Source organism: Mesorhizobium huakuii, from assembly GCF_014189455.1.
Classification (GTDB): domain Bacteria; phylum Pseudomonadota; class Alphaproteobacteria; order Rhizobiales; family Rhizobiaceae; genus Mesorhizobium; species Mesorhizobium huakuii_A.
This window is the reverse complement of the sequence record NZ_CP050299.1, coordinates 215,634-236,338: the sequence shown is the minus strand read 5'-3', so window position 1 is coordinate 236,338 and position 20,705 is coordinate 215,634. Positions and strand designations below refer to the sequence as shown.

Genomic DNA, 20,705 nt, shown 5'->3' with positions numbered 1-20,705 from the left:
GACCATGGAGCAGGCGAGGGGGAAAAGGGCGAAGGAGCAATCAGATGGTCACCTGTTCGACCGCGAACTGGATCACCTGCCGCCAGAAGTACGTTGGCGCGAATGGATGAACCGCGTCGAAGCAACCATCTTCGCCGCCAGCGAACCGGTCAGCCGCGAGGTGCTTACCCGCATCGTCGGCAAGACCTGCAGCATCGACCTCTTGATCGACGACATCCGCGAGGAGCTGCGGGGCCGGCCTTACGATCTGGTCGCGGTCGCCAGCGGCTGGAAGCACCTGACGCGGCCGGCCTATGCCGACGCCATCCGTACCGCCGTCGGCTCTGGCGAACGCGCCGTCGACCTCACGCAATCCGAAGTGCTGGTCTTGATGTGCATCGCCTTCTTTCAGCCGATCACGCGCGCCGAACTCTCGTCATTCTTCGGCAAGGAGATCAGCCGCGACCTGATCGGCAATTTGCGCTCCTTCGGCCTGATCGCCTCAGGCCCGCGAAGCCCGACGCCCGGCGCCCCCTATACCTATGTGACGACGAAACAGTTCCTGCTGGAATTCGGGCTTGAAACCTTGCGCGATCTTCCCGACTTCGAGGCTCTCGAGGATGCGGGGCTGCTGTCGAAGGAAAAGCTTCTGGCGGGCGACATCATGCCGGGGTTTTCCGCCCCCGGCGAGAATGATGCCGACGTCGACGAATAGAGCGCCTGTGCCTGGCCGGACGACCGCCATCGTCACCGCAACTTCTCGAGCGATATGACGGCGAGATCGATTTTTCCCACGAGGTCCCTCAACGGCGCACAATCCGGATAGTGTTGCATCAGGATGGACTGTGCGAGGCGGAGGTCCTCGATGTGTTGTTCACCCGCTTTTGACGTTCCTCCGGCGGAATTCTCTCCGTAGTAGAGGTCGAAAAACACCTCATCGGGCATGGCCGCCCGATCGTGTTCGCATTGAACCCAGTCATCAAGCTCGCTTCGGACTGCATCAACGCGCTTGTAGACGCCCGCGCGCGCTCGCATGTCGGTCAGCACACCCTTCAGCAGGGTGCCTATCCTGGCATGCGCGTCCACGGGCATCGCCGCCTTAGGGCGCCGGCGCCGCATGCCGCTGAGCGGCAGCCGGTACTCGACAGTGGTATTGGGACCGCGTGGCGCGGTAGCCTTTCGTTGAACATTTCTCGCGAGCTTCGCCTCGGCTTTAGCCTTCTCTCCCGGAGTCACAAAAGGAGCGCGACCGTCGATGGCGACCCGGTCACAATTCGCGGGCACGATCGGTGAAGGGCCTTTGGAAAGCGCCTTGAGAAGCCCATCAAGCGAATATCCCTTCGACGCATCGGCATACAGGTAAAGTTCACAGCTTCCCGGATAGTACATTCCCGGCCATTCCGGCCTTGCGATCGACCAGTTGTGTCGCCGCGCCCAGGCGTCCCGCTCTTTCGACGCAACACTCCTTGCGTAAGGTTCGTCGGCCCCGACGTGATGTTTTGCGACGGGATCGTACCAGGCACTTCCATGATCACGTCCAGGCAGGCGGGCCAGATATTCCGCTCCGGGTTCGACGTGTGCCTTGGATGGCTGCAGGCCCGTGATGTCCATGAACTGCAGTACCCTCGCAGCTCCGCAAGCGATGTCCAAAGCCGCGCTCGCAGAGTCTGGTCGATGCCCATCGACCACATGGTCTGAGGCACGACGCCGGAAACGACCGAGCTTATGAGCATATCGATACTGAGACGGCTTGATCAGTTCATCAAGCGGCTTTGAAATGAATACCCGGATAGTCTCACGGCCGGATGTTCGTGACCATCTTCCCAGAAGGTGGAGATATAGACCACATTCCGCGCCAGGCTGGCTTCCGCTGAACGATCGCCCAACGATCGGCGTGCATGCTGAAAATTGCCAAAGCCCGATACTTTAGATGCCGTGTCAAGGGCTTCGCTGTGCGAGATTGCATCTCGCTTTGAGATAGCCTTGGCAAGGCGCTTTATGCCCTCAATCGAGGACGGCTGAACATCTGTCTTGGACATGCCAGTTCTCCTGGCTCGTTGGGAAGTGTCGCCCGTCAACCACCTCGCGAGCCCGAACATGACATGAACGGGAGCGTCAGGATCGGCAGTGCTGTCAACAGCTTCGCAACGACGGGCGGCGCGCTCCTGCCAGAAGCACCGCATCGCAGAATACAATTGATTTCTTTTCGTGAGAAGTCTCTGGCCCACTGCCCAATCGAGCAAAGTGTCGAAGGTCACCGGGGCAGTGTTACGAGCTATGCTGTGCGGATCGGGCGGGTGCCAATCGCATGGCCCGAGAGTTGGCCCAAGCAATTGGCGTGAGCAGCATACCGCCGTGGTGGGCGTTTCGACCTGACGACGCGCCACTGTCGCGTCCCGTTCTCATGGTCCGGCCGGCAATCCTTTGCTGCCTACAGTGCACAATCCAAGATCCGAAGCGCCATACTGGTCGTGAGGGTGGGCCACGCGATGATGAGCGATACCTTTTGAAACTTCGACGCGCCGCCATGCGCGAAAAAGCGCTTCGCCGAAATCTTCACGCGAAAGAGGAAACGTCTGGAGGTGACCGGCCGGAGCCGCAAAATGCCTGATCTACGATCTCGACTGGAATGAAGAAGAACGGCTGGCCAATGGCAGGACGTTATGGCCAGGACACGCGATCTGCCAGTCGTTCTGCGCTGCGCGATCCTGCTCGAGGCCTGATCGGACATGGAGGTGCTGCAGCATGCCGCCTGGCTTAGGCCACCGCTCGTGGTCGCACTGCTACGGCGGGAAGGTCTTGCCGCGCACCATCTCGCCAGCCTGCATCTCGGCGCCAAGAACATTCCGCGGAAGCGGAGGCGGGCGCGCAATCGCGGCGATCGGCTGCTCGCCTTGCTCGATGCTATTCACGACGCAGCAGTGGCTGGCCTGAAGGAGCCGTTTTGTGCTGGCAAAAAGCCAGATGGAGCGGCGCGAGCTCGAAACTCCCCGACCTAGTCTACCTCGTCATGTCGCGGCCGCTTGTCTCGACCGGCATGATCCAGGAGAGGCTAAAGGTGACAAAACAGGGAGCCCTCAACCTCGTCGACGGCCTTGGGGCTGCGCGAGATGACGGGCGGGGACGGTTTCGCGCATGGGGAATTGGTTAATCCGCCATTCTCTACAGACTTTACCAAATTATCTAACTTGACGAACTTGCGCTCTGTAACCATATTGGTGACAGCACGGGGGTGTCATCCATGGCCGCTCCAAAACGCAGCAACCATAGCGGGACCAGATCCCGTGCGGGAGTCGCCGGCCTGAGCTTTACCACGAAGCTGCCGGCACAGGCAGACTTCGAGAAGGTGTTGCTCGAACGCTATCAGGAAGCGATCGCACGCAGCCGCAAGATCGGCCATCGCGTATCATTCCGGGTAGAGGTCGATCCGGCGGCTGATGCGCAGACGATCACTCCGGTCGAAAAGCAATCGATCGCTTCAGACGATACTTTTCCCGTCGAGGACACGGGCAAGCCGGAGGGTGAACTTGAAGCGGCGCTTGCAGCGGCGCGCGAACGTGGCCGCAAGCGCGTCGCCGAAATTGTCGCCGGGGAAGACATGCTCAGTGCTGAAGCCTTCGCCAAGTTGCTAGGCACGTCGCGGGTGACAGTCAACGCCAAGCGACAGAGTGGGCAGGTGCTCGGGATCGATGGCGCCAAGCGCGGCTTTCGCTTTCCTGTGTGGCAGCTCGACAAGGACGGTCGTCCCTTCGGCGCATTGCCGGCGCTCCATGCCATGTTGGGCAATAGTGCCTGGGCCGTCTATCGGTTTCTGGCGTCGCGCCATGGCGCCCTCGATGGGCGGACGGGTCTTAGAGCCCTTCAGCAGGGCGACGATGCCGCGGTGCTGGCCGCGGCCGAAGGTATGGCCAGGGGCGATTTCGACTGAATGCCGGGCGTTCCACCTCCTCCCGATTTCGGGCGTGCAAAGCTCGAAATCGAGACCATATCGCCGGGTCGGACATTCGGCCGGATCTACCGGAGCACCTATCCCAATCCGTTGGGGTACGGGAAGCCGCTGTGTGGTTCCTAGTGAGGCCATTGCACAGATGGTCGTCGTCGACCAGCGCCTTCAGCCCCTTGTCGGCGAGCTGCAGGCAATAATGCAGCATTGCGTTGTTGAGGGCGTGGCCGAGGTGACCGGCACCGCGCCTGGCATGTTCGTGATAGAGCGCATAGAGCGTCCAGCAGACCCAGAAGTCCTTTTCGACATTACCGACCGGGGCACCAATGCGATTGGCCGTGGCGAGGAACAGGTCGAGCCGGTCACGTGGCGGCGCTGCGATGATTTGGCGGTAGGCGTCGGTGCTCATGATTTGCCCTCGTGCCGAGCGTCTAGGCTGAGGAGTTCGCGCAGGAACTCCTGCATCCAGATCGGCACAGCGGAGAGACCAGCGCGCAGATCCTCGCGGATCGGCATCGCGCCTTTTCTCAGTCGCTAACCCAAACTCTGCCTCGACTTGAAAGCGGTCGTTCTCACAACTGCAACAGCGGCAGCCAAGCGCCCTTTTTTTGTGATGATTCCATGAGCCATTCCTCTGCCAGACTACGGCCTTTGGGTTACAGATAGGCAAGTGCGACCCCTGCTGCCTCGGCGTTTCTTCCGGGTTTGCGAACCGCAATATCGGAAGCCGATCGGCGGTGACCTCCGTCGCCGATTTGGATCAATCAGCGGTTCACAATTTGTTTCGCGTAGGATAATGCCGATCGTGAGAAATTTTGCGATCGTCAAAGAATGAACAATCTTGACCTGTTCCGCCACGACTTCGTTCTGAGCATCAAGCCAGAGTACGCTACCAAGATTGTAAGCGGTCAGAAGAAAGTCGAACTGAGGCGTCGATTTCCGTATGGGACGGTCACCGGCGCAGTCATGTACATTTATGCGTCGGCTCCCATCCAAGCGGTGATCGGCTACGCCACGATCTCTACCGTGGAAGAACTCCCGGTCGAGAGCATATGGGCGAACTATAATGACGTAGCGTTCATCGAGCGCGATGACTTCGATGCATACTATGCTGAGAGGACGTCCGGCTTCGTAATCAAGCTCCAGGATCCGGTCGCCGTCACGGAACCCGTCCCCCTATCCATACTCAAGGAACGTCTCGGCTTTACGCCACCACAGTCATTCGCCTATGCCGACGACGCTTTCCGTCAGCTGATCCGAGGTTCCGAGAGATGAAGCTGCTCATCGACACCAATGTCATCATCCAGCTCGAGGATGCGAAGGAGATCAAGGCTCAATTCGCCGACCTGCAGCGCAAATGCCAGGAGCACGGAATTTCCGTCTTCGTGCATGAAGCCTCTTTGGAAGATATCGAACGCGACCCCGACAAGGATCGAAGGAGGGTCACTCTCTCTAAGGTCAAGAAGTTTCGGCAATTGAAGGGCGTTCACGTTCCTTCCGAGGGGGAACTGGCAAGGCTCTACGGCAAGCTGCCGAAGCCGAATGACGTTTGCGACGCTAAGATGCTGCACGCGGTCGCGGATGGTGTCGTGGAGCTATTCGTTACCGAGGACGACGGCATCCATCGACGTGCGAAGGCCGCCGGTCTCAGCGAACAGGTCCTGACAGTCGCTGACGCGGTCGCTTGGCTTAAGCAAGCGTACGAACCTGATCAGGTTTTCCTGCCCTCCGTCGAATACGCCAAAGCGTATAACATCGACTTCAAGGATGAGATTTTCGACGATCTGGCCGCCGATTACGTCGGGTTCCGTGAGGTCTGGGTGCCGAAGTGTAAGGAAGAGCACCGCGACTGCTGGGTGATCAAGGACGGCGGCAAGCTAGCCGGGATCGTCATTCGAAAAGACGAGACCCACGCCGCAGCCGGCACGCAGTACGCTGCTGCCAAGATTCTGAAAATCTGCACCTTCAAGGTGGCGCAGGGCCATCGGGGCCAGAAGTTAGGCGAGCAGTTGCTGAAGCAGGTCCTATGGCATTGTCAACGGAACGACTACGACCTGACCTACGTCACCGCATTTCCGAAGCAGGAAGGTCTGATCCGCCTCCTTGAAGAATACGGGTTCGAGAAGACAAAAACCCTCGCGAAAGGCGAGCTAGTTTTCGAAAAGCCAATGGGAAGTGGGCCGCTGGCGGCCGGAACCGATAAGCTCAAGACCGTGAAGAAGAACTACCCGCGGTTTTCGGACGACGCTGCTGTGAGCAAGTTCGTCGTACCTATCCAGCCGGGATATCATCGGAAGTTGTTCCCGGAGGCGACCGCTCCGACGACCGGAAGCACCGGGGCGCCAGGTGGTAAACCGGGTAACACCATCAAGAAGGTCTACATCTGCCACGCCCCCACGAACGCCATGCAGCCCGGAGATCTGCTCTTCTTCTACATGACCAAGTCCCCGTCGTACGGCTCCCAGTCGATGACGAGCGTGGGTGTCGTGGAATCCGTCCGTTGGACCCTCGATGTGAACGAGGTACGAAAGTGGACTGCGAAACGGTCCGTGTTCTCGGACGCGGAACTCGCGCACTGGGTGGCGGGATCGCGTCCGCTTAAGGTCATTGACTTCCTGCTGATCGGGCACGTAGAGCCAACCGTGCCGTTGACCGATTTGCTCGGCTACGGCGTCCTGCCTTCGTGGCCGCAGTCGATAAACAAGATTCCCGAATCGGCCTACACGAAGCTGAAGCCGCTCCTAAAGCTAGGCTTCAAGTTTTAGACCGAGGGGGATTCCAGCACGACGTTCCGGCCGCGAGTGTTTCGCTTCGTCGCCGTTGGCTCGAGGGCGAACTCGTAAATGCAGACCGTGTCTTCCGGCATTATGCGGCCGTAGAAGCGCTGCAGTGCACCGAGCAATTCGTCTAGGGAAGAAAACCCGTCGGAACGCGCATCCGCTTCAGTAAGGCCATTGAATGTGGAGTAGCGCACGCTCAGGACACGGAGACAGGCAAGGCAACGATACTCATCTTGCGGCCCGCGCTCTTCAGCCGCGTAAAGTGGCAGGACAGGCCCAGCGGGGTACTCGACCCTATCGCGGTCGTATCGGATCGTCGTCGATTTCTGCTCAGACAACACCTTGTCCGCGAGGCGTTCGGCCATGACGAAGCGCCGACGCGGAACGGAAGTTCGTTCGGGAAACTCGTCTGCGAGCCTTGTCTTCAGGCGCTCGAGAGCGGCGTCGTACAACCGTCGGGGAGTAGGAAAAACGAATTGCATTGCAACTCCTGTCTTTTCCGGATCCTATGCCAACACGAGAGAGATCAAAACGGTCCCAGGCAAACTTGTAGTGGACAGCGTGTGCGATGTAGCGGGCAATTTCGTCGCACGGTCGTCCATGGCAGAGGCTCAGGCTAGAGGAAGTTGAGGGGGACATGGCGAGAGCCGCACTGGTAGTCGGCGTGTCAGGTGTCGGAAAATCGTACGTGATTGGACGATGTGCCGCAAATGCCGGCTTCATCCATATTCAGGCAAGCGATGTCCTACGGCAAGCGAAAGCCGACCTGCTGGCTCGAACCGTAGACCGCGAGGAACTCAGAAAAGGTCAAGTTCTCGACAATCAGACGCTGCTAATCGAAGCTTTCGGGAAGCTGCGGGCCCAGGAGAGCCGCCCAATCGTTTTCGACGCGCATAACATCATCGACACCGACAACGGCTATGTCGAAATCCCTCTGGAAGTGTTCCGTGCGATCGATCTGTACGTTGTGATAGCTCTTTCCGGCGATCCTGAAAGCATCCTCGCTCGCAGGACTCGAGACACGGGTAGGGTCCGCCCAGACAGGACTTCTGGCCAGATTGCCGAGTACCAATCCCTGGTCATAGCGCTCGCCGAGAAACATGCCCGGGAACTCGGCGTGCCGTTCCGTTTAGTGGGCTCGGGTGACGAGGAAGCTTTCGCTCAGGCGATCCTGGCTTAGACGTCGATAGCACCTGGTCTTCCGTTGGAAGTCGCGGCAGCTATTCGATTACAACTCGTCGGGAAATTGAAGCGCGGCCCGCGCCGTCGTATCCTAACCGAACGATTCTTGTCCCTATTCTCGATTCTGGGTCGCATACTCTCGTTGAGCGGAAGATGGCGAAGAAGATTGGGCGTACCGATATCATCGGCGAACGCGGCATCGCGTATATTCGCCAAGTCGTGTTGAGCATGGGCTTCATGTTCTACGAGACTGGCGGCGTCGAAGCCGGAATCGATGGATTTATCGAACTACGTGATGAAACGACGGGAGCCGTCTCAAACCTGTTGCTACAGGTTCAGGGAAAGGCAACCGAGCGCACGCGACTGCAGGCCGAAACCGACACCACGTTTGAGTTCCCCGTGACAGAAGCAGACATCCAGTACTGGATGCATGGCACGGCTCCTGTTCTGCTGCTCGTCGTGAAGCTCGATGAAGGGAAGGCCTATTGGAAGTCGATCAAAGAATGGTTCAGTGACATCGAGCACTTGAAGTCGCGGAAGGTCGTGTTCGACAAGCGATCCGATTTCTTCTCTGTCGATGCAAAGGCCGCGATCGTGGCGGTAGCCACTTCGGCAAAGCCCGGGTCCACGGGACCTAGCGTGCGTCTCCACGAATCCCTGCTCGTGAATCTGTTGGAGATCGGTTTCGCGCCTAAGATCTACTGGGCCCCAACCCACCACCACACGGACAAATCTTTCGGAGCCGCCCTAAGGGAGCTGGACTCGAAAGCGTCTTCCGAGTGGATAGTCAGGAGCAATGCGGTTCTGTCATTCAACGACTTGGACAAGTGGCCCTGGAACAAGATCTGCGATGTGTCGGCGATGGAAGTCTTCGACACCTCCGAGTGGTCGGGCAGCGACGACGTGGACCGGGTTCGTGATTTCGTGGCGCTGTTGAATAGGGCGATCGGGGATTTTGTGAGACCCGACCTCCGTCGCGATCGCGACAGCGGCATCCTGTATTTCGTGAAGCCGAGAAACCGAGGGAAGCTCAACTACGCCTACAGGAGCCTCCGGAACTTGACTACGCGTCGCGTTGTCAAGGGCTATGGCCGCCAGCGCGACCATCCGGGGAAGCCTGCTTACTTCCGTCATTCGGGCTTCCGCCCGCATTTCGTCCGCTATGACCAGAAATGGTATGTCGAGGTCTCGCCGACCTATCATTTCAGCAGGGATGGCTGGGAACCGGATTTCAAAGCAGGCGAACATCTGAAGAAGATTAAAGAACTCGAAAACAACGCTGCTGTCATGGGTCAGTTTGTGATGTGGCAGGCGTTTCTGACCACGCACCGCACAGGAGACCTGCTCGGAGAAGCCTACCCACATCTCAGATTCGCGCCGTTGGAATCATTCGAACTCGACGTCGGTGTCCCGGACCAACTTTGGACGGCGCAAGAATCCAATCCCACCTCGCCGCTGTTCGACTTCGACAAGATGCAGGAGGGCACGGAATGAGGCTTTCTCATCTGGCCGAGCCCGCACTGGAATTCGGAAGTGGGCTGCGGCATCCCGACATCCGCTTCGGGATCATGGACTACGGTCCCTTTGACGTGCACATCGATGGTGCGTCAAGACGCATCAAGCTTGGAATAGTCGGGAGCGCGGACACGGTGGAAGGTACCGCCAGATGGATCGAGGCGTGCTCTGACGGTTTCGAAGCAAAGTCCAGCCGGCAGGCGAACCTGTTCCCACGATTCCCAGGTCTGCGAAACGATGAAACCTTTCGATGCGAATTCACCACATCGAGCGAGCTTCAGCGAATCCTTCCAACAAAGGAAATCGGTCGTCTGGTTGCGATCCCGGGACAAAGGGAGGTCACTCGCGAGGTGGTCAGCACCATCGTCAACGAAATCGCGGTCCTCGCTGAAAGGACCGCGCTACCGGATGTCGTTCTTATCGCGTTGCCTGTCGAGATCATCGAAAGGACCGTGAATGCGCGTGAAGCCACCGGCGAGAACGACGACGAGGTCGACGCGGAGGCCCCGGTGGAAGCGGAGCCAGGCAGCGAACTGGACTTCCGCGGCATGCTCAAGGCAGCGTGCATGCGCCTGCGTATTCCTATTCAGTTGATGTGGCCGACCACATTCGATCCGTCTTACCGCATACCTCGGAAACTGAAGGAGAACAGCGACCGGCGCATGCAGGATCCTGCCACCATCGCCTGGAACCTTATCACTGCCATCTACTACAAAGCCGGTGGCCTGCCGTGGCGCCTCGCAAGGGATGCCAGAGAACTTAGAACATCTTTCGTCGGTCTAAGTTTCTACCGATCGGTGGAAGGCGAGCATATGCATACAAGCACGGCCCAGATGTTTGACGAGAGAGGGGAAGGTTTAATCCTTCGTGGCGGACGCATGGTCGAGAGCGAAGAAGACCGTTCGCCCCATCTCACCGCCGAAGATGCTTATGCGCTCCTGAGAGATTCCCTGAAGGTGTTTCGCGGTCAGCACGGCCACTACCCAGCCCGCGTAGTACTGCACAAGACCTCGCGTTTCGATCGGAACGAACTGGACGGTTTTCACAAGGCCATTGACGAGCGCGACATCGACTATGCCGATTTCGTCTGGATCCAGAAATCGATGACACGCCTTTATCGCCTCGGTGTCTATCCACCGTTGAGAGGCAGCCTTTTGCGCTTCAGCAAGGATCAGGCTCTCCTTTACACGCGCGGCAGCGTCGACTTCTTCCGCACATATCCCGGAATGTATGTGCGCGGCCGCTGATGCTGCGATGTCAGGTCCTCGGTCAACCACTGCAGCATATCGCGTACGAGACCCTGGCTTTGACCAAGATGAATTGGAACAACACTCAGTTCGACAACGGAATGCCGATTACTATTGCGGCGGCAAGACAGGTGGGGCAGGTGCTAAAGTACCTCGGAGACGGGCAGGAGATCGCCCCAAGGTACAGCTTTTACATGTAGAGAATCGGCTCTGACGCTGCGGAAGCAGCAGCTCTATGTCGGCTATGCCAGCCATATTCTTGCTTTCAGTGCTTCAGCACGACTTTCCCGGAAGCGCCCGCTGCAACCGCTTTTTGGGCCGCGCCGATCTGGTCAAGGGGAAAGTGTGGGAAATCGGGATCACCAATTGCCCATGCACGGCGGACTCAAGCACTGCATCAAGCGTGGCGGCATCGGTGCGATGGTAGAGTTCGACGATAGTCACGCGATTTCCGGCATTGGCGCCCTCGGGGACCGGAACAACGCTGGCCACATGGCCGCCGTCGCGGACATGGCTGATGAGATTGCCGGCTACGGGGCCGGCGGCGCTGATGGCATAGTCGAAACTCGGAGTTGCGGCTGGGATTGTAATATCGAGCGCTTCGCCCGCCACGTCGCTGCCTTCACTCAGCCGCTCACGCCGGACGCCGGCCACCGGCTTGGCGCCGATCTGTTTGAGATACTGGATCGCGGACCGTCCCACCGTGCCAAGGCCGCCCGAGACCAGAACCCGATCGCCAGCCTTGATTCCCAGCGCTTCGACGGTTTGGCGCCCGGTAAGGCCTGCTTTGACGAGCGCGGCTCCTTGCTCGAAAGTTAGTTTAGCAGGCAGCTTGGCGACAGATGTGGCTGCAACGACGCCATATTCCGCGTGCGCGCCTTTGCCGTTTGCCGGAAAATCCGCCACAACCCGGTCACCGACGGCAAATCCGGTCACGCCTTCACCGAGCGCCGAAATGGTGCCGGCGGCGTCTCCGCCAAGCACAGCCGGCAGCGGCAGCGGTATAAACTCGGCCATGAAGCCCTGGCGGAGAACAAGGTCGAATGGGTTGACCGCGGATGCCTCGATCTTAATGAGGACCTCGCCCGGCCCCGGCTGCGGCGTCGGAATATCGGCGATTTCGAAGTGATCGACGTCGCCGTAGGATTTGAGAAGTGCGGCTTTCATTGCGGTCTCCAAAATTCTGGTCGTCTGGTTTGGCACTTGCTTTTTCCAGATGCTGCCGTTTACGCCATGGCCGGGCGGCGAGCGTTCTCGAGGGCCCATGCCCCACCGCCTGCGAGGGCGAGATAAAGGAAGATGAAGCAGAACAGGATCGCGGGTTCGCCGAAATTCAGAGCCGGCCAGAAACCCTGCGACGCGTGTGCCATGAAATAGGCGGCTGCCATCTCACCCGAAGCAATGAAGGCGGCGAGGCGCGTGTAAAATCCGACGAACATCAACAGCGCGGTGATCACCTCGATTGTGCCGGCAACGATCATGATGGCGGGCAGCGGATAGGACACACCCGGAATCGCGGCCGGGAACTGCAGGAATTTCATGGTCGCGTGTTCGAGGAACAGAAGTGCGGTCATGATGCGAAGGATCGCAAGAACGCGCGGCGTCCATTTGACGGTATCAAGCATGAAATCTCCAATTCGGTTAATGGGGGGTCAGGCGGCGGAAACCGCCTTCTTCAGTTCCTGGTTTTCCTTCCAGAGCTTCATCGACATGGCAAAGACGCCATCGACATAGTTCCGGTAGACCGGCATGCCGGCCGGATCGCGGCCCGCCTTCGCCGCAAAGAACGCAACAATGTCGTCGGACTCAGCGACGTAACGTCCGGGCTCAAGCTGCGCGGACGGAAAGCTCACCTTGTCGAGATGCGGCAGAAGTTCTGTCCGGATTTTTTCCTCCTGCTCGGTTCCGGGAACGAAGTCGCGGCTTTCGACTTCCGAAGCCAGGCCTGATTCCAGAAGAAACAGGCGAACTTTCAAGCAGAAGGGGCAGTTCTCCTTGAGATAGACGATCGGTTTGAACGTTTCATTGGTCATGACTCTTGTCCGTTTGATTGGGCTGGTGAGGGGGCGAGGCCCAGGGCTGTTCAACGCTGATTACAGAGCCTTGTAAGCGAGGATGAGATCGAGGGAGAGAGCGCCGTTCCAGAGGGCTTGAGCGACGTTTTTCGTGCCGTTGTGACGCAGGATGTTGAGGGCGAAGCTGCGGGCTCTGGCCATGATGCCGGGGTTGTCGCGGATACGGCTGCGGTCCTCGTCGCAGGACACGTCGCGGACATAGTGGTTGCGGTTCTCGATGCCCCAGTGGCCTCGGATGATGGCGGCCCAAGTCTTGGCGGGGAGACCCTGTTCGGAGGAGATATAGTATGAGACCTCGCCGCGCGGCTGCCACATGCCCGTGGCGGCACTGCGGAGCCAAGTTTGGCGGGTGACGCGGATGATGGTCTTGACGAAGGGCTGCCATTCGCTGTCGACGAGGGCCTTGCCGACGGGAAAGACGTCCACGGTTCGATCCTCCTGCCGGGATCGCACTGTGTCGCGTGAGGAGGCCGTGTCGCTGGGAGTGCGGCTGTCGACGATGGCGCGAATCTCGTCATCCAGATTGGGCTGGTTCTCCTTGAGTTGAACCAGCAGATGGTTACCCGTGGCCAGGGCTACGGCGAAGGTTTTTTTGGGCATGCATGGCGTCGAGAGTGAACATGCGCCCGGTCAGGCCCAGCGTGGCGATCAAGTCCTGGGCGGCGGGGATTTCGTTGCTCTTCTCATCGATCGCCAGATGGCCGAGGATGATCTGACCATCGCTGGCGAAAGCACTCAGCAGATGCGCCGCTTTGCGATCGTTGAAGGCGTCGAAGCTGCCGCGCAGCGTCTTGCCGTCAATGGCCACGCACGCCGGCATGACGTCGTCCGGCATGGCGTCGTCCGGCTCTTGGGCCGGGGGCGTCGGCAGGCCGGCCGCATGCTGGCGGAACACCCTTTCGACCTCCGCCCCGTCGAGACCGCGAAGGATGAACCGCACCGTCGAGTAGGCTGGGGCCTTTCGCACCGAGACCCCGAACACGCCGTTCAGGCGGACAAGATGGATGCGGATGAAGGCGTGGACCTGACGATACGAAACCGCCCCGGCCAGCATCGCCAGCACCGTGAACAGCAGGATCGGCGCCTGGGGATACATCTGCCCCTGGCCACGGCGTGGATCGGGGATCTGCGAAAACAATGACAGCAATGTGCCGGGCAACGGTGCAACCCTCATGATTGGTTGCCCTGCATAGATTCAGACAAATCTCCCGGAGGGAATCGCCCTTTTTGCCCGCGACGCATCAAAGCCGATCACAAAGATGTTAGCGTTGAACAGCCCTGGGGCGAGGCCGAAGCGGAAGCTCGACGCGGTGAGCCCGCCCGCGAAGTCTTTCTGGTGATAGATCGTGCCACCCGGTTCGTCTTCGGCGGCACCGACCACCACCATCAGCGGGATGAGGTGATCTTCACGGGGGTGCGCCGCGCGGGCCGCTGGTGCCCGTTCCCATTCGATGAGCCGTTCGGTTCGCTTCTCAGAAGGACAATGCGTCAGAGTTTCCTGGAGCCAGGCGTCGAAGCGGCGGGACGGCTCGTATCCGCCCGTGCCGCGCATGGCAGACAGGTTGTGATAGCTGAGGCCGCTGCCGATGATCAGAACGCCCTCGGCGCGCAGAGGCGCGAGAGCCCGACCGACCTTGATATGCAGCGCCGGATCGTAACCCATATCCAGCGAAAGCTGGACCACAGGAATGTCCTCCTCCGGATAGAGAGGCTTCATGATGCTGAAGGTGCCGTGATCGTAACCGCGTGTTGGATCAAGTGGTGCTTCGATGCCGCTTGCGCGGAGTAGCCGCTGAACATGGTTGGCGAGCTCCGGCGAGCCGGGCGCATTGTAGGTGATGTTATAGAGGTATTCCGGAAAGCCGTGATAGTCATAGACCATGCCCGGCTTGACACCTGACGAGATGGCAAAACCAGTCTCTTCCCAGTGGCCCGAGATCACGAGGACCGCCTTCGGCGCGCTGCCGAGTTCGGCGCGCATGTCCACCAGCGACTTCTCGAGCACGTCGAAATTGCGGCGGAACTCGCCCGTCATATAGGGCCAGGGGCCGCCACCATGACTGATGAAATAGGTCGGCAGTCGAGAATTTGTCACCGGCTTTTGAGGGGTCAGAACAAGAACTGCTCGAATCATACGCTAAGGTCGAACGGAGCATGAACATTATGCCGCCCAGAGCAATTTCGTCGGCAAGCGGAGCGGCCTGAAGCCTTCCGGGAGGTCCGGCGCAGCGTCCCAAGCGTAAATGCCGGTGAGATTGATGTGCTCCCAACTGAGCGGCGAGACGTGCTTGAGCAAGATATCGGGAATATTCCGACCATTCTGCCGCAAATGGGCGACGGCGCGGCTAAGGTAGACGGTGTTCCAATGGACGATGGCACTGACGACCAGATTAAGGCCGGAGGCGCGGAATGCCTGGCTCTCGAACGATCGGTCGCGGATTTCGCCGCGCTCATGGAAGAAGACGGCACGCTTGAGTTTGTGCGCGGCCTCGCCCTTGTTGAGACCGGCTTGGCACCGCCGACGCAGGGCCGGGCTGGAATACCACTCGATCATGAATAAGGATCGCTCGATACGGCCGAGTTCCCGCAGGGCTTTGGCCAACTGACTCGGATTCGGTGACGCTGCCAGCTTTTTGAGAATCGTCGAGGGTGCAACGGCGCGCGTGCGGATCGACGCCGCCAGATGCAGCAGATCATCCCAATATTCCATGATGAGCGCGGTATTGATCTGCACGCCGATATGGTCCGCGAGGGCCGGATGGATATCGGCTTTTTCGAACGTGTGGAATTTTCGGTCCTTGAGATTGCGCAGGCGGGGCGCAAAGCGTTTGCCGATCAGGGCAAAGAGAGCAAACACATGGTCGCTAGCGCCGCCTGTGTCCGTAAAATGCTCATCGATGTCGAGGAAGGTGTCATGATCGAACAGCCCGTCCAGAACATAGGCCGCCTCGCTTTCGGTCGGACTGATCGGCAGGATGCTGAAGTAGCCGTACTGATCGGAGAGATGGCTATAGAATTTGGTGCCTGGCTCGCTGCCATAGTGCAGATTGATGTCGCCGCGCCCTGCAGCACGATCACTGGCCCGGAAGAATTGACCGTCGGAAGACGCGGTCGTTCCATTGCCCCAGAGCAGAGCATGGGGATGACGCGCATGGGCGTCGGTCACGCTTGCCTGCGCCGCCCGATAAGTTTCGGTCCTGGCATGGAACATGCGCATCCAGCCGATCTGATGGGCGCTGATCCCTTTCGATGCACCCGCCATGCGTTTCGGCCCGAGATTGGTGGCGTCCGCGAGGGTGCCGGCGAGCATAGCAGCGATGTTTTGCGGCATGTCGCCCGTTCGCACATGGGTGAACTGGTCGGCAAAGCCCGTCCACTCATGCACCTCTCTGAGAAGATCTGGCACCTCGACGAGCGGGTACATGTCGTTCAGCTCAAGATTCAGTTCCTCGGCTGCGGCGGGAACCTCGCTGGCCAGCGGCGTCACCAGCAGGGTTCCGGCCTCGAGACGGACACCCTCAAGCTTGCCGTTCCGGGCGCGGTGTGCGAGGCGTTTCAGATTGAAGTCGAGCAATTGCTGCATTTGCGCGAGCCATGCCGCCCCGTCGCGCTGTACGCCGAGACCGAGCTGGTCGGTTTCTTTGAGATCGGAGAAGGCCGGACGCGGCATAAGATGCTCATCCATCGGGCGAAATGCCCTGCTGCCTTCGACCCAGACATCTGCTGAGCGAAGGCGCTCCCGCAACGCCGCCAGCGTGGCAATCTCGTAGAGACGACGATCAGGTTTTGATCCGCTGAAGATCAATTTGCGGGCCGTCGCGCCGAGATGGGCAACCGGAACCCGATCTGGAAGGCTGCGCCGCCCATCTTCGTAGAGGGATTTGAGGGTCTCAATCGCCGCAAGCAGGGGATCGTTCCGGCGAGCCGAGCGGAAAGCGAAGGTCCGTAGGAACAGCGCCGCATATTTGCGGACGTTCGCGTATTGCTCCACCGCCACAAGCAATGGATCAGGATCTCCATTTTCCACCATGGCTTCGAGAGCGGGCTTTACCTGCAAAAGACGATGCCAGCCGACGTGCCGGTTGATCGTCTCGATCGCATCCTCATCGTTGTCGTTGGCGGCCTGAAGGGCGGAAATCGTATCGAGAAACAGCCGGAGCACCTTCGCCGTCTCTTTGCGCGTTTCGGCATGGCGCTGCTTCTTGCGATTGTTGGCCTGGGAAAAGAGCCTGCCGATCAGCTTGATGAACATGGTGATCGCGTCGTCGGTCAGCTTGTGGCCGAGCTTGATAACCTGGGCGACGATCGTCGCGCGTCGACGGCTGGCGTTGAAATCAGCGGCAAGCCAAGCCGGCGTGACATCGCCCTCCCGGATCATCTGGTCCCAGCGTCCGGAATGGATACGGCCCTGCAGGCGGGGATCGATATCAAGGGTGCGAATGAAGGAGAGCCTTTCCATCATCGCGACCAGGTTGCTGGCGCCGGGTGCGTCCGGGGCCGATCGTAGCCAATAGAACCGCGTCTGTGCAATTGCAGGATCGACCTTCAGCAAATCGTCGAGGCTCTGAAGCTGCTCAGGGGAAAAGCCGGAGATCAACGCCGCTTCCGCACGCCGTCGCGCTATGGCGCGTGCCGCCAGCCCGATCCGCTCTATGGTGTCCGGCGTGGGAAGCACCACATTGCGTTCCCGCATGGTGGTGACGATTGCCTTGGCAATAGGAGACCCCTTGTCGGTTGTCGCTGCCGTTTCGATTGCGGACATCAAGGCGGCTCGCCGGTCCGGAGCTGCCGCGGTTCTCATCCCAAGATAGGCGAGGAGGTGCGAGACGTGTTCCAGTCGGGTCGGCTCTCGCCTCGCATAGGAGCTAAAGCTTTCCGGATCGGCATCCAGTTGCTCGGCGATATAGTTGAGCATTGCCCGCGGCGGTATTTCGGCCGCCATGAGCGTCCTGCCCGGATATCGCATCATGCAAAGCTGGGCAGCAAAGCCGAGTTGGTTATGTTTTCGCCTGCGCACTTCGATCTCCAGCCGGTCGACCGGAGACAGAGTATAGTGACGGATCAAACTGTCTTCATCGGTTGGCACGCCGAACAGCTCCTGTCGATCCTGAATTTTGAGAAGCTTCCGCCGGGCCATTTCTTTACTCCATGCAACATCGCGCCGATGGCCTCCGGCATGTCCGAAAACGACCGGTTCCGTACAGGGTGAAATCGCACTGTCCACAAATTAGCTTGACATAATTACGGACATGCCCGACATTTCGGACAGCCTATTCGGACGAATCGAGCTTATGCCACGCACCTTTGCCTACGTCCGTGTCTCCACGACCGGCCAAACGACTGAAAACCAGATCCAGGAAATCCAGGCCGCCGGGTTCCACATCGAGCCACGTCGCATCGTCACCGAAACTATTTCCGGCAGTATCGCCATTGCGCGGCGCCGGGGCTTCATCCGGCTCATGGATAAGCTCGAAGCCGGGGATGTGCTCATCGTGACGAAGCTCGACCGTCTTGGTCGGGACGCCATCGATGTGAGCACCACAGTAGGAAAACTGGAGGAATTGGGTGTCCGGGTTCACTGCCTCGCTCTGGGTGGTGTCGATCTCGCAAGCTCCGCTGGCAAAATGACCATGAACGTCATCAATGCCGTCGCACAGTTCGAACGTGATCTGCTTATCGAACGCACGCAGTCTGGCCTCAAACGGGCAAGATCAGAAGGAAAGACCCTTGGCCGACCAGCGCGGCTCAACGAAACGCGGAAGCATGATGTTCTTCAAGGGCTGGCCAACGGGATGAGCGTTTCAGCTCTCGCCAGAAAGTTCCAAACCAGCCGACAAACCATCATGCGCGTCAGAGACGACAGTTCACGTTCCGTTCAACCTTAGCGTATGAGGCCCTTATCAACCAAAGACCGCAATATCCTTGTGACCTATAGCTTTTCATGCGATTCTTCGGGCTGGTCTGAAGGAGGTGAGAATGCCTGAAATACTTGCAGCGCTTTCCAACATTCGGACTGTTGAAGAAATGATCGCGGCCTTCCGGGATGAGCAGCATTCCCGTCGGTTGCTGGAAAGCATGGTGTGGCCGGATGGCCGGATCTGCCCCGCCTGCGGATACAAACGTTCGATCGCGCTTGCCGGTCGCGATACCGGCAAGCGTCGCGCCCGACCGGGCCTTTATCAATGTTCCAGCGGCGATTGCCGGTTCCAGTTCACGGTGACGACACACACGCCTCTGCACTCCACGAAGCTTCCCATGCGTGTTTGGCTGAAGGCAATGTGGCTGTTACTGCAATCCGACAAGGGCTTGTCGTCGGTGCGCCTGGCCGAGGCGCTCGGGGTGAGCCAGCCAACGGCCTGGCGGATGGGACATGCACTGCGTCTCATGGTGGCGCGGGAAAACATGCTCGTCGGCACGGTTGAGATCGACCATTTCCATCTCGGGGGAAGTCCCCGAAAGCGGCCGGATGACCCACCTCCGGGACGGGGCCGGAAAGGCCAGGCGAATACGGACAAAACGCCAGTCATGGCCATGGTGCAGCGGCCGACCGACGTCACGCCTGGCGCTCCGTCCGGTGACGCGCGTGCCGCGGTCGTGACCAGTCTCTCGGCGCGAGCAAGCGAACGCGTCACTGAAGCGCAGATCGAATTGGGAGCTCATTTGATGAGCGACGAGTGGAAGGCATTCATGGCCATTGGTGAGAGCTTTACCAAGCACGAGACCGTGAAGCATTCCAGCGGTGAGTATGTCCGGGACGCCGTCCACGTCAATTCGGTCGAAGGTTTCAACTCCCGCGTCCGCCGTACCATCGCCGGCGTCTTTCATCATATCAGCCCGCAGCATGCCGACCTGTATTTCCACGAGATCGGCTTCCGATGGTCGCAGCGCGTCGTCACAGGAAACGTCATTCGCAAAACCCGGCATGGCCGGGAGAGCGTGCGAACCTTGTGGTCGCGCGTGCCGCCTGCGCTGCAATTGACGAATGTTTTTCGCACCGCCACGGGTCGTCAGATGCGCCGAAGCCCGCATGGCGGCATCATCATCAAATCAGCCGTAGCTGTCTTTGGTTGATAAAGGCCGCGTATGATTTCGAGCAGCTCTTGTTCTGACCCCACCATTGGCGCGCTCGATGCGGTGGTCCGTCGGCAGCAGCGGTGGGCTGGCGCTTGGCGGCAGCGCCTGGCGCTTGCGGCGGCCGCGGTCACGGCAAAGCAGGTCGGTCGCGTCGAGGATGAAAGCCAATTGCGCGACGCCGTGCTGCTCACGCGACCGGGCGATTTTTTGTCCGTCGGGCCCGCCGGTCTTTTGCTGCTCGCCTGGCGCCGGCTGGCAGCCCGGCCCGCCGAGGAGCTTCTCACGAAGAGAAGTCTCGCCGCGATGTTGGAAGAGTTCGGTTACGCCCGCGACGACGAGGCAGTCAGCGATCTGGCGGATGAGCTTCGACGGCTTTCTGCCAGCACCGGAATGGTCGGCATGCTGACCGGCGCATTCATGGCCGCCGAACGCCACGGTTTCGGGCGCGCCCTTGGAGCCTGGCTCGCCGACGCCCTGCTGGCGCAGCGGCTGGGTTGGGCGCATGCGGTGCCTTTGCTGGGTGCGGAGAAGGCTTTGGGAGTGGGTAAGGGCCGGCCGCGTCGACCGGCGACTGCCGACCAGGCTGCGGGTGCCGAGACGGAAGCCGATTTGGCCAAAAGTCTGCTTGCCGCACAGGCGCGCGCCGCGTTGCGTGCAATTGATCTTTCCGCCGAGCTCGAGCGCCGCGCGGAGCGGCTGCTTGTGGTCGCTCCAAAACTCCGGGCCAAGGCGGCGGACATGGTCGTCGAAAGACTCCTGTCCGACGACGCGCTCGTGGCATCGCGCGGGGACAAAAAGACCGGGATGAGTGACCGCGGCCTGCGCCGCCTGTTCGACCGGCTGGTCGAGTTGGGCGCCGTGCGTGAACTGTCCGGCCGGCCAACCTTCCGCATCTACGGACTGTGAAGAC

Annotated in this window: 21 protein-coding genes and 2 pseudogenes; 12 read left to right on the top strand and 11 right to left on the bottom strand. The window is 59.8% G+C overall.

The window, feature by feature from the left end:
• Positions 1 to 4: 4 nt before the first annotated feature.
• Positions 5 to 694, top strand: a complete 690-nt coding sequence (gene scpB, locus HB778_RS38900; protein WP_183465788.1) for an SMC-Scp complex subunit ScpB — start codon at positions 5 to 7, stop codon at positions 692 to 694.
• 32 nt (positions 695 to 726) lie between these two features.
• Here the strand turns inward: scpB and HB778_RS42460 are convergent, their stop codons facing one another.
• Both HB778_RS42460 and HB778_RS38890 read right to left on the bottom strand, forming a co-directional pair.
• Positions 727 to 1,590 (bottom strand): DUF5623 domain-containing protein, encoded by an 864-nt coding sequence (locus HB778_RS42460; RefSeq protein ID WP_244662186.1) that lies wholly within the window; start codon positions 1,588 to 1,590, stop codon positions 727 to 729.
• Positions 1,591 to 1,733: 143 nt separating this feature from the next.
• On the bottom strand, positions 1,734 to 2,018 hold the full coding sequence (locus HB778_RS38890; RefSeq protein WP_183465787.1) for a hypothetical protein: 285 nt from the start codon (positions 2,016 to 2,018) through the stop codon (positions 1,734 to 1,736).
• A gap of 690 nt (positions 2,019 to 2,708) precedes the next feature.
• On the opposite strand from HB778_RS38890, the gene HB778_RS42455 reads away from it, so the two are divergent.
• The 3 genes from HB778_RS42455 to HB778_RS38880 all read left to right on the top strand — a co-directional run bounded on the left by HB778_RS42455 (position 2,709) and on the right by HB778_RS38880 (position 3,907).
• Complete coding sequence (locus HB778_RS42455; protein ID WP_244662185.1) at positions 2,709 to 2,978, top strand: DUF1612 domain-containing protein; 270 nt, start codon at positions 2,709 to 2,711, stop codon at positions 2,976 to 2,978.
• 11 nt (positions 2,979 to 2,989) lie between these two features.
• Entirely contained in the window at positions 2,990 to 3,130 is a 141-nt protein-coding gene (locus HB778_RS42450) for a helix-turn-helix domain-containing protein (RefSeq protein WP_348524817.1), read from the top strand.
• Positions 3,131 to 3,220: 90 nt separating this feature from the next.
• Positions 3,221 to 3,907, top strand: coding sequence for an XRE family transcriptional regulator (locus HB778_RS38880; protein ID WP_183465786.1), 687 nt, complete (start codon positions 3,221 to 3,223; stop codon positions 3,905 to 3,907).
• 145 nt (positions 3,908 to 4,052) lie between these two features.
• Here HB778_RS38880 and HB778_RS38875 read toward each other — a convergent pair.
• A pseudogene (locus HB778_RS38875) lies at positions 4,053 to 4,186 on the bottom strand (alanine dehydrogenase); the annotation flags it as partial.
• A gap of 567 nt (positions 4,187 to 4,753) precedes the next feature.
• Between HB778_RS38875 and HB778_RS38870 the strand changes: the two are divergent.
• A complete protein-coding gene (locus HB778_RS38870; protein ID WP_183455396.1) occupies positions 4,754 to 5,197 on the top strand; it encodes an ASCH domain-containing protein in 444 nt (147 codons plus the stop codon).
• The gene (locus HB778_RS38865; RefSeq protein ID WP_183465785.1) at positions 5,194 to 6,687 is read left to right on the top strand and encodes a GNAT family N-acetyltransferase; all 1,494 of its coding nucleotides are present in this window, start codon (positions 5,194 to 5,196) and stop codon (positions 6,685 to 6,687) included. The genes HB778_RS38870 and HB778_RS38865 overlap by 4 nt, the downstream gene beginning before the upstream one ends.
• Here the strand turns inward: HB778_RS38865 and HB778_RS38860 are convergent.
• The gene (locus tag HB778_RS38860; RefSeq protein ID WP_183465784.1) at positions 6,684 to 7,067 is read right to left on the bottom strand and encodes an ASCH domain-containing protein; all 384 of its coding nucleotides are present in this window, start codon (positions 7,065 to 7,067) and stop codon (positions 6,684 to 6,686) included. The two genes, HB778_RS38865 and HB778_RS38860, sit on opposite strands and share 4 nt — an antisense overlap.
• A gap of 272 nt (positions 7,068 to 7,339) precedes the next feature.
• Between HB778_RS38860 and HB778_RS38855 the strand changes: the two genes are divergently transcribed.
• The 3 genes from HB778_RS38855 (at position 7,340) to HB778_RS38845 (ending at position 10,646) form a co-directional block, all read left to right on the top strand.
• The gene (locus HB778_RS38855; RefSeq protein WP_183455401.1) at positions 7,340 to 7,882 is read left to right on the top strand and encodes an ATP-binding protein; all 543 of its coding nucleotides are present in this window, start codon (positions 7,340 to 7,342) and stop codon (positions 7,880 to 7,882) included.
• Positions 7,883 to 8,037: 155 nt separating this feature from the next.
• Positions 8,038 to 9,378 carry a DUF4365 domain-containing protein gene (locus HB778_RS38850; RefSeq protein ID WP_183465783.1) on the top strand — a complete coding sequence of 447 codons (1,341 nt, stop codon included), beginning with the start codon at positions 8,038 to 8,040 and terminating at the stop codon, positions 9,376 to 9,378.
• On the top strand, positions 9,375 to 10,646 hold the full coding sequence (locus HB778_RS38845; RefSeq protein WP_244662184.1) for an argonaute/piwi family protein: 1,272 nt from the start codon (positions 9,375 to 9,377) through the stop codon (positions 10,644 to 10,646). Before HB778_RS38850 ends, HB778_RS38845 begins: the two co-directional genes overlap by 4 nt.
• Before the next feature lie 265 nt (positions 10,647 to 10,911).
• Here the strand turns inward: HB778_RS38845 and HB778_RS38840 are convergent.
• The 7 genes and pseudogenes from HB778_RS38840 to HB778_RS38810 form a co-directional block, all read right to left on the bottom strand.
• Positions 10,912 to 11,813 (bottom strand): annotated as a pseudogene (locus HB778_RS38840) (NADP-dependent oxidoreductase).
• A gap of 59 nt (positions 11,814 to 11,872) precedes the next feature.
• Positions 11,873 to 12,271: a DoxX family protein gene (locus tag HB778_RS38835; RefSeq protein ID WP_183455367.1), complete on the bottom strand. Its 399-nt coding sequence runs from the start codon at positions 12,269 to 12,271 to the stop codon at positions 11,873 to 11,875.
• A gap of 27 nt (positions 12,272 to 12,298) precedes the next feature.
• Entirely contained in the window at positions 12,299 to 12,679 is a 381-nt protein-coding gene (locus HB778_RS38830; protein WP_183465782.1) for a glutathione S-transferase N-terminal domain-containing protein, read from the bottom strand.
• Positions 12,680 to 12,739: 60 nt separating this feature from the next.
• A complete protein-coding gene (locus HB778_RS38825; protein ID WP_183455035.1) occupies positions 12,740 to 13,321 on the bottom strand; it encodes an ISAs1 family transposase in 582 nt (193 codons plus the stop codon).
• Complete coding sequence (locus HB778_RS38820; RefSeq protein WP_183456831.1) at positions 13,281 to 13,895, bottom strand: ISAs1 family transposase; 615 nt, start codon at positions 13,893 to 13,895, stop codon at positions 13,281 to 13,283. The genes HB778_RS38825 and HB778_RS38820 overlap by 41 nt, the downstream gene beginning before the upstream one ends.
• Positions 13,896 to 13,916: 21 nt before the next feature.
• Positions 13,917 to 14,756, bottom strand: a complete 840-nt coding sequence (locus tag HB778_RS38815; protein WP_244662183.1) for a DODA-type extradiol aromatic ring-opening family dioxygenase — start codon at positions 14,754 to 14,756, stop codon at positions 13,917 to 13,919.
• A gap of 126 nt (positions 14,757 to 14,882) precedes the next feature.
• A complete protein-coding gene (locus HB778_RS38810) occupies positions 14,883 to 17,858 on the bottom strand; it encodes a Tn3 family transposase (RefSeq protein WP_183465396.1) in 2,976 nt (991 codons plus the stop codon).
• A 154-nt stretch (positions 17,859 to 18,012) separates the two neighbouring features.
• Here HB778_RS38810 and HB778_RS38805 point away from each other — a divergent pair, with 154 nt between their 5' ends.
• From HB778_RS38805 to HB778_RS38795, 3 genes are all read left to right on the top strand, one after another.
• Complete coding sequence (locus HB778_RS38805) at positions 18,013 to 18,606, top strand: recombinase family protein (RefSeq protein ID WP_183465506.1); 594 nt, start codon at positions 18,013 to 18,015, stop codon at positions 18,604 to 18,606.
• Positions 18,607 to 18,697: 91 nt separating this feature from the next.
• Positions 18,698 to 19,792, top strand: a complete 1,095-nt coding sequence (locus HB778_RS38800) for an IS1595 family transposase (protein WP_183465780.1) — start codon at positions 18,698 to 18,700, stop codon at positions 19,790 to 19,792.
• Positions 19,793 to 19,804: 12 nt separating this feature from the next.
• On the top strand, positions 19,805 to 20,701 hold the full coding sequence (locus HB778_RS38795; protein ID WP_183465779.1) for a DUF1403 family protein: 897 nt from the start codon (positions 19,805 to 19,807) through the stop codon (positions 20,699 to 20,701).
• Positions 20,702 to 20,705: the final 4 nt, after the last annotated feature.

Coding starts and splice junctions, on each gene's coding strand:
- scpB (WP_183465788.1), top strand. CDS start 5: ATGGAGCAGGCGAGGGGGAAAAGGGCGAAGGAGCAATCAGATGGTCAC.
- HB778_RS42460 (WP_244662186.1), bottom strand. CDS start 1,590: ATGGACATCACGGGCCTGCAGCCATCCAAGGCACACGTCGAACCCGGA.
- HB778_RS38890 (WP_183465787.1), bottom strand. CDS start 2,018: ATGTCCAAGACAGATGTTCAGCCGTCCTCGATTGAGGGCATAAAGCGC.
- HB778_RS42455 (WP_244662185.1), top strand. CDS start 2,709: ATGGAGGTGCTGCAGCATGCCGCCTGGCTTAGGCCACCGCTCGTGGTC.
- HB778_RS42450 (WP_348524817.1), top strand. CDS start 2,990: ATGTCGCGGCCGCTTGTCTCGACCGGCATGATCCAGGAGAGGCTAAAG.
- HB778_RS38880 (WP_183465786.1), top strand. CDS start 3,221: ATGGCCGCTCCAAAACGCAGCAACCATAGCGGGACCAGATCCCGTGCG.
- HB778_RS38870 (WP_183455396.1), top strand. CDS start 4,754: ATGAACAATCTTGACCTGTTCCGCCACGACTTCGTTCTGAGCATCAAG.
- HB778_RS38865 (WP_183465785.1), top strand. CDS start 5,194: ATGAAGCTGCTCATCGACACCAATGTCATCATCCAGCTCGAGGATGCG.
- HB778_RS38860 (WP_183465784.1), bottom strand. CDS start 7,067: ATGGCCGAACGCCTCGCGGACAAGGTGTTGTCTGAGCAGAAATCGACG.
- HB778_RS38855 (WP_183455401.1), top strand. CDS start 7,340: ATGGCGAGAGCCGCACTGGTAGTCGGCGTGTCAGGTGTCGGAAAATCG.
- HB778_RS38850 (WP_183465783.1), top strand. CDS start 8,038: ATGGCGAAGAAGATTGGGCGTACCGATATCATCGGCGAACGCGGCATC.
- HB778_RS38845 (WP_244662184.1), top strand. CDS start 9,375: ATGAGGCTTTCTCATCTGGCCGAGCCCGCACTGGAATTCGGAAGTGGG.
- HB778_RS38835 (WP_183455367.1), bottom strand. CDS start 12,271: ATGCTTGATACCGTCAAATGGACGCCGCGCGTTCTTGCGATCCTTCGC.
- HB778_RS38830 (WP_183465782.1), bottom strand. CDS start 12,679: ATGACCAATGAAACGTTCAAACCGATCGTCTATCTCAAGGAGAACTGC.
- HB778_RS38825 (WP_183455035.1), bottom strand. CDS start 13,321: ATGCCCAAAAAAACCTTCGCCGTAGCCCTGGCCACGGGTAACCATCTG.
- HB778_RS38820 (WP_183456831.1), bottom strand. CDS start 13,895: ATGAGGGTTGCACCGTTGCCCGGCACATTGCTGTCATTGTTTTCGCAG.
- HB778_RS38815 (WP_244662183.1), bottom strand. CDS start 14,756: ATGACGGGCGAGTTCCGCCGCAATTTCGACGTGCTCGAGAAGTCGCTG.
- HB778_RS38810 (WP_183465396.1), bottom strand. CDS start 17,858: ATGGCCCGGCGGAAGCTTCTCAAAATTCAGGATCGACAGGAGCTGTTC.
- HB778_RS38805 (WP_183465506.1), top strand. CDS start 18,013: ATGCCACGCACCTTTGCCTACGTCCGTGTCTCCACGACCGGCCAAACG.
- HB778_RS38800 (WP_183465780.1), top strand. CDS start 18,698: ATGCCTGAAATACTTGCAGCGCTTTCCAACATTCGGACTGTTGAAGAA.
- HB778_RS38795 (WP_183465779.1), top strand. CDS start 19,805: ATGATTTCGAGCAGCTCTTGTTCTGACCCCACCATTGGCGCGCTCGAT.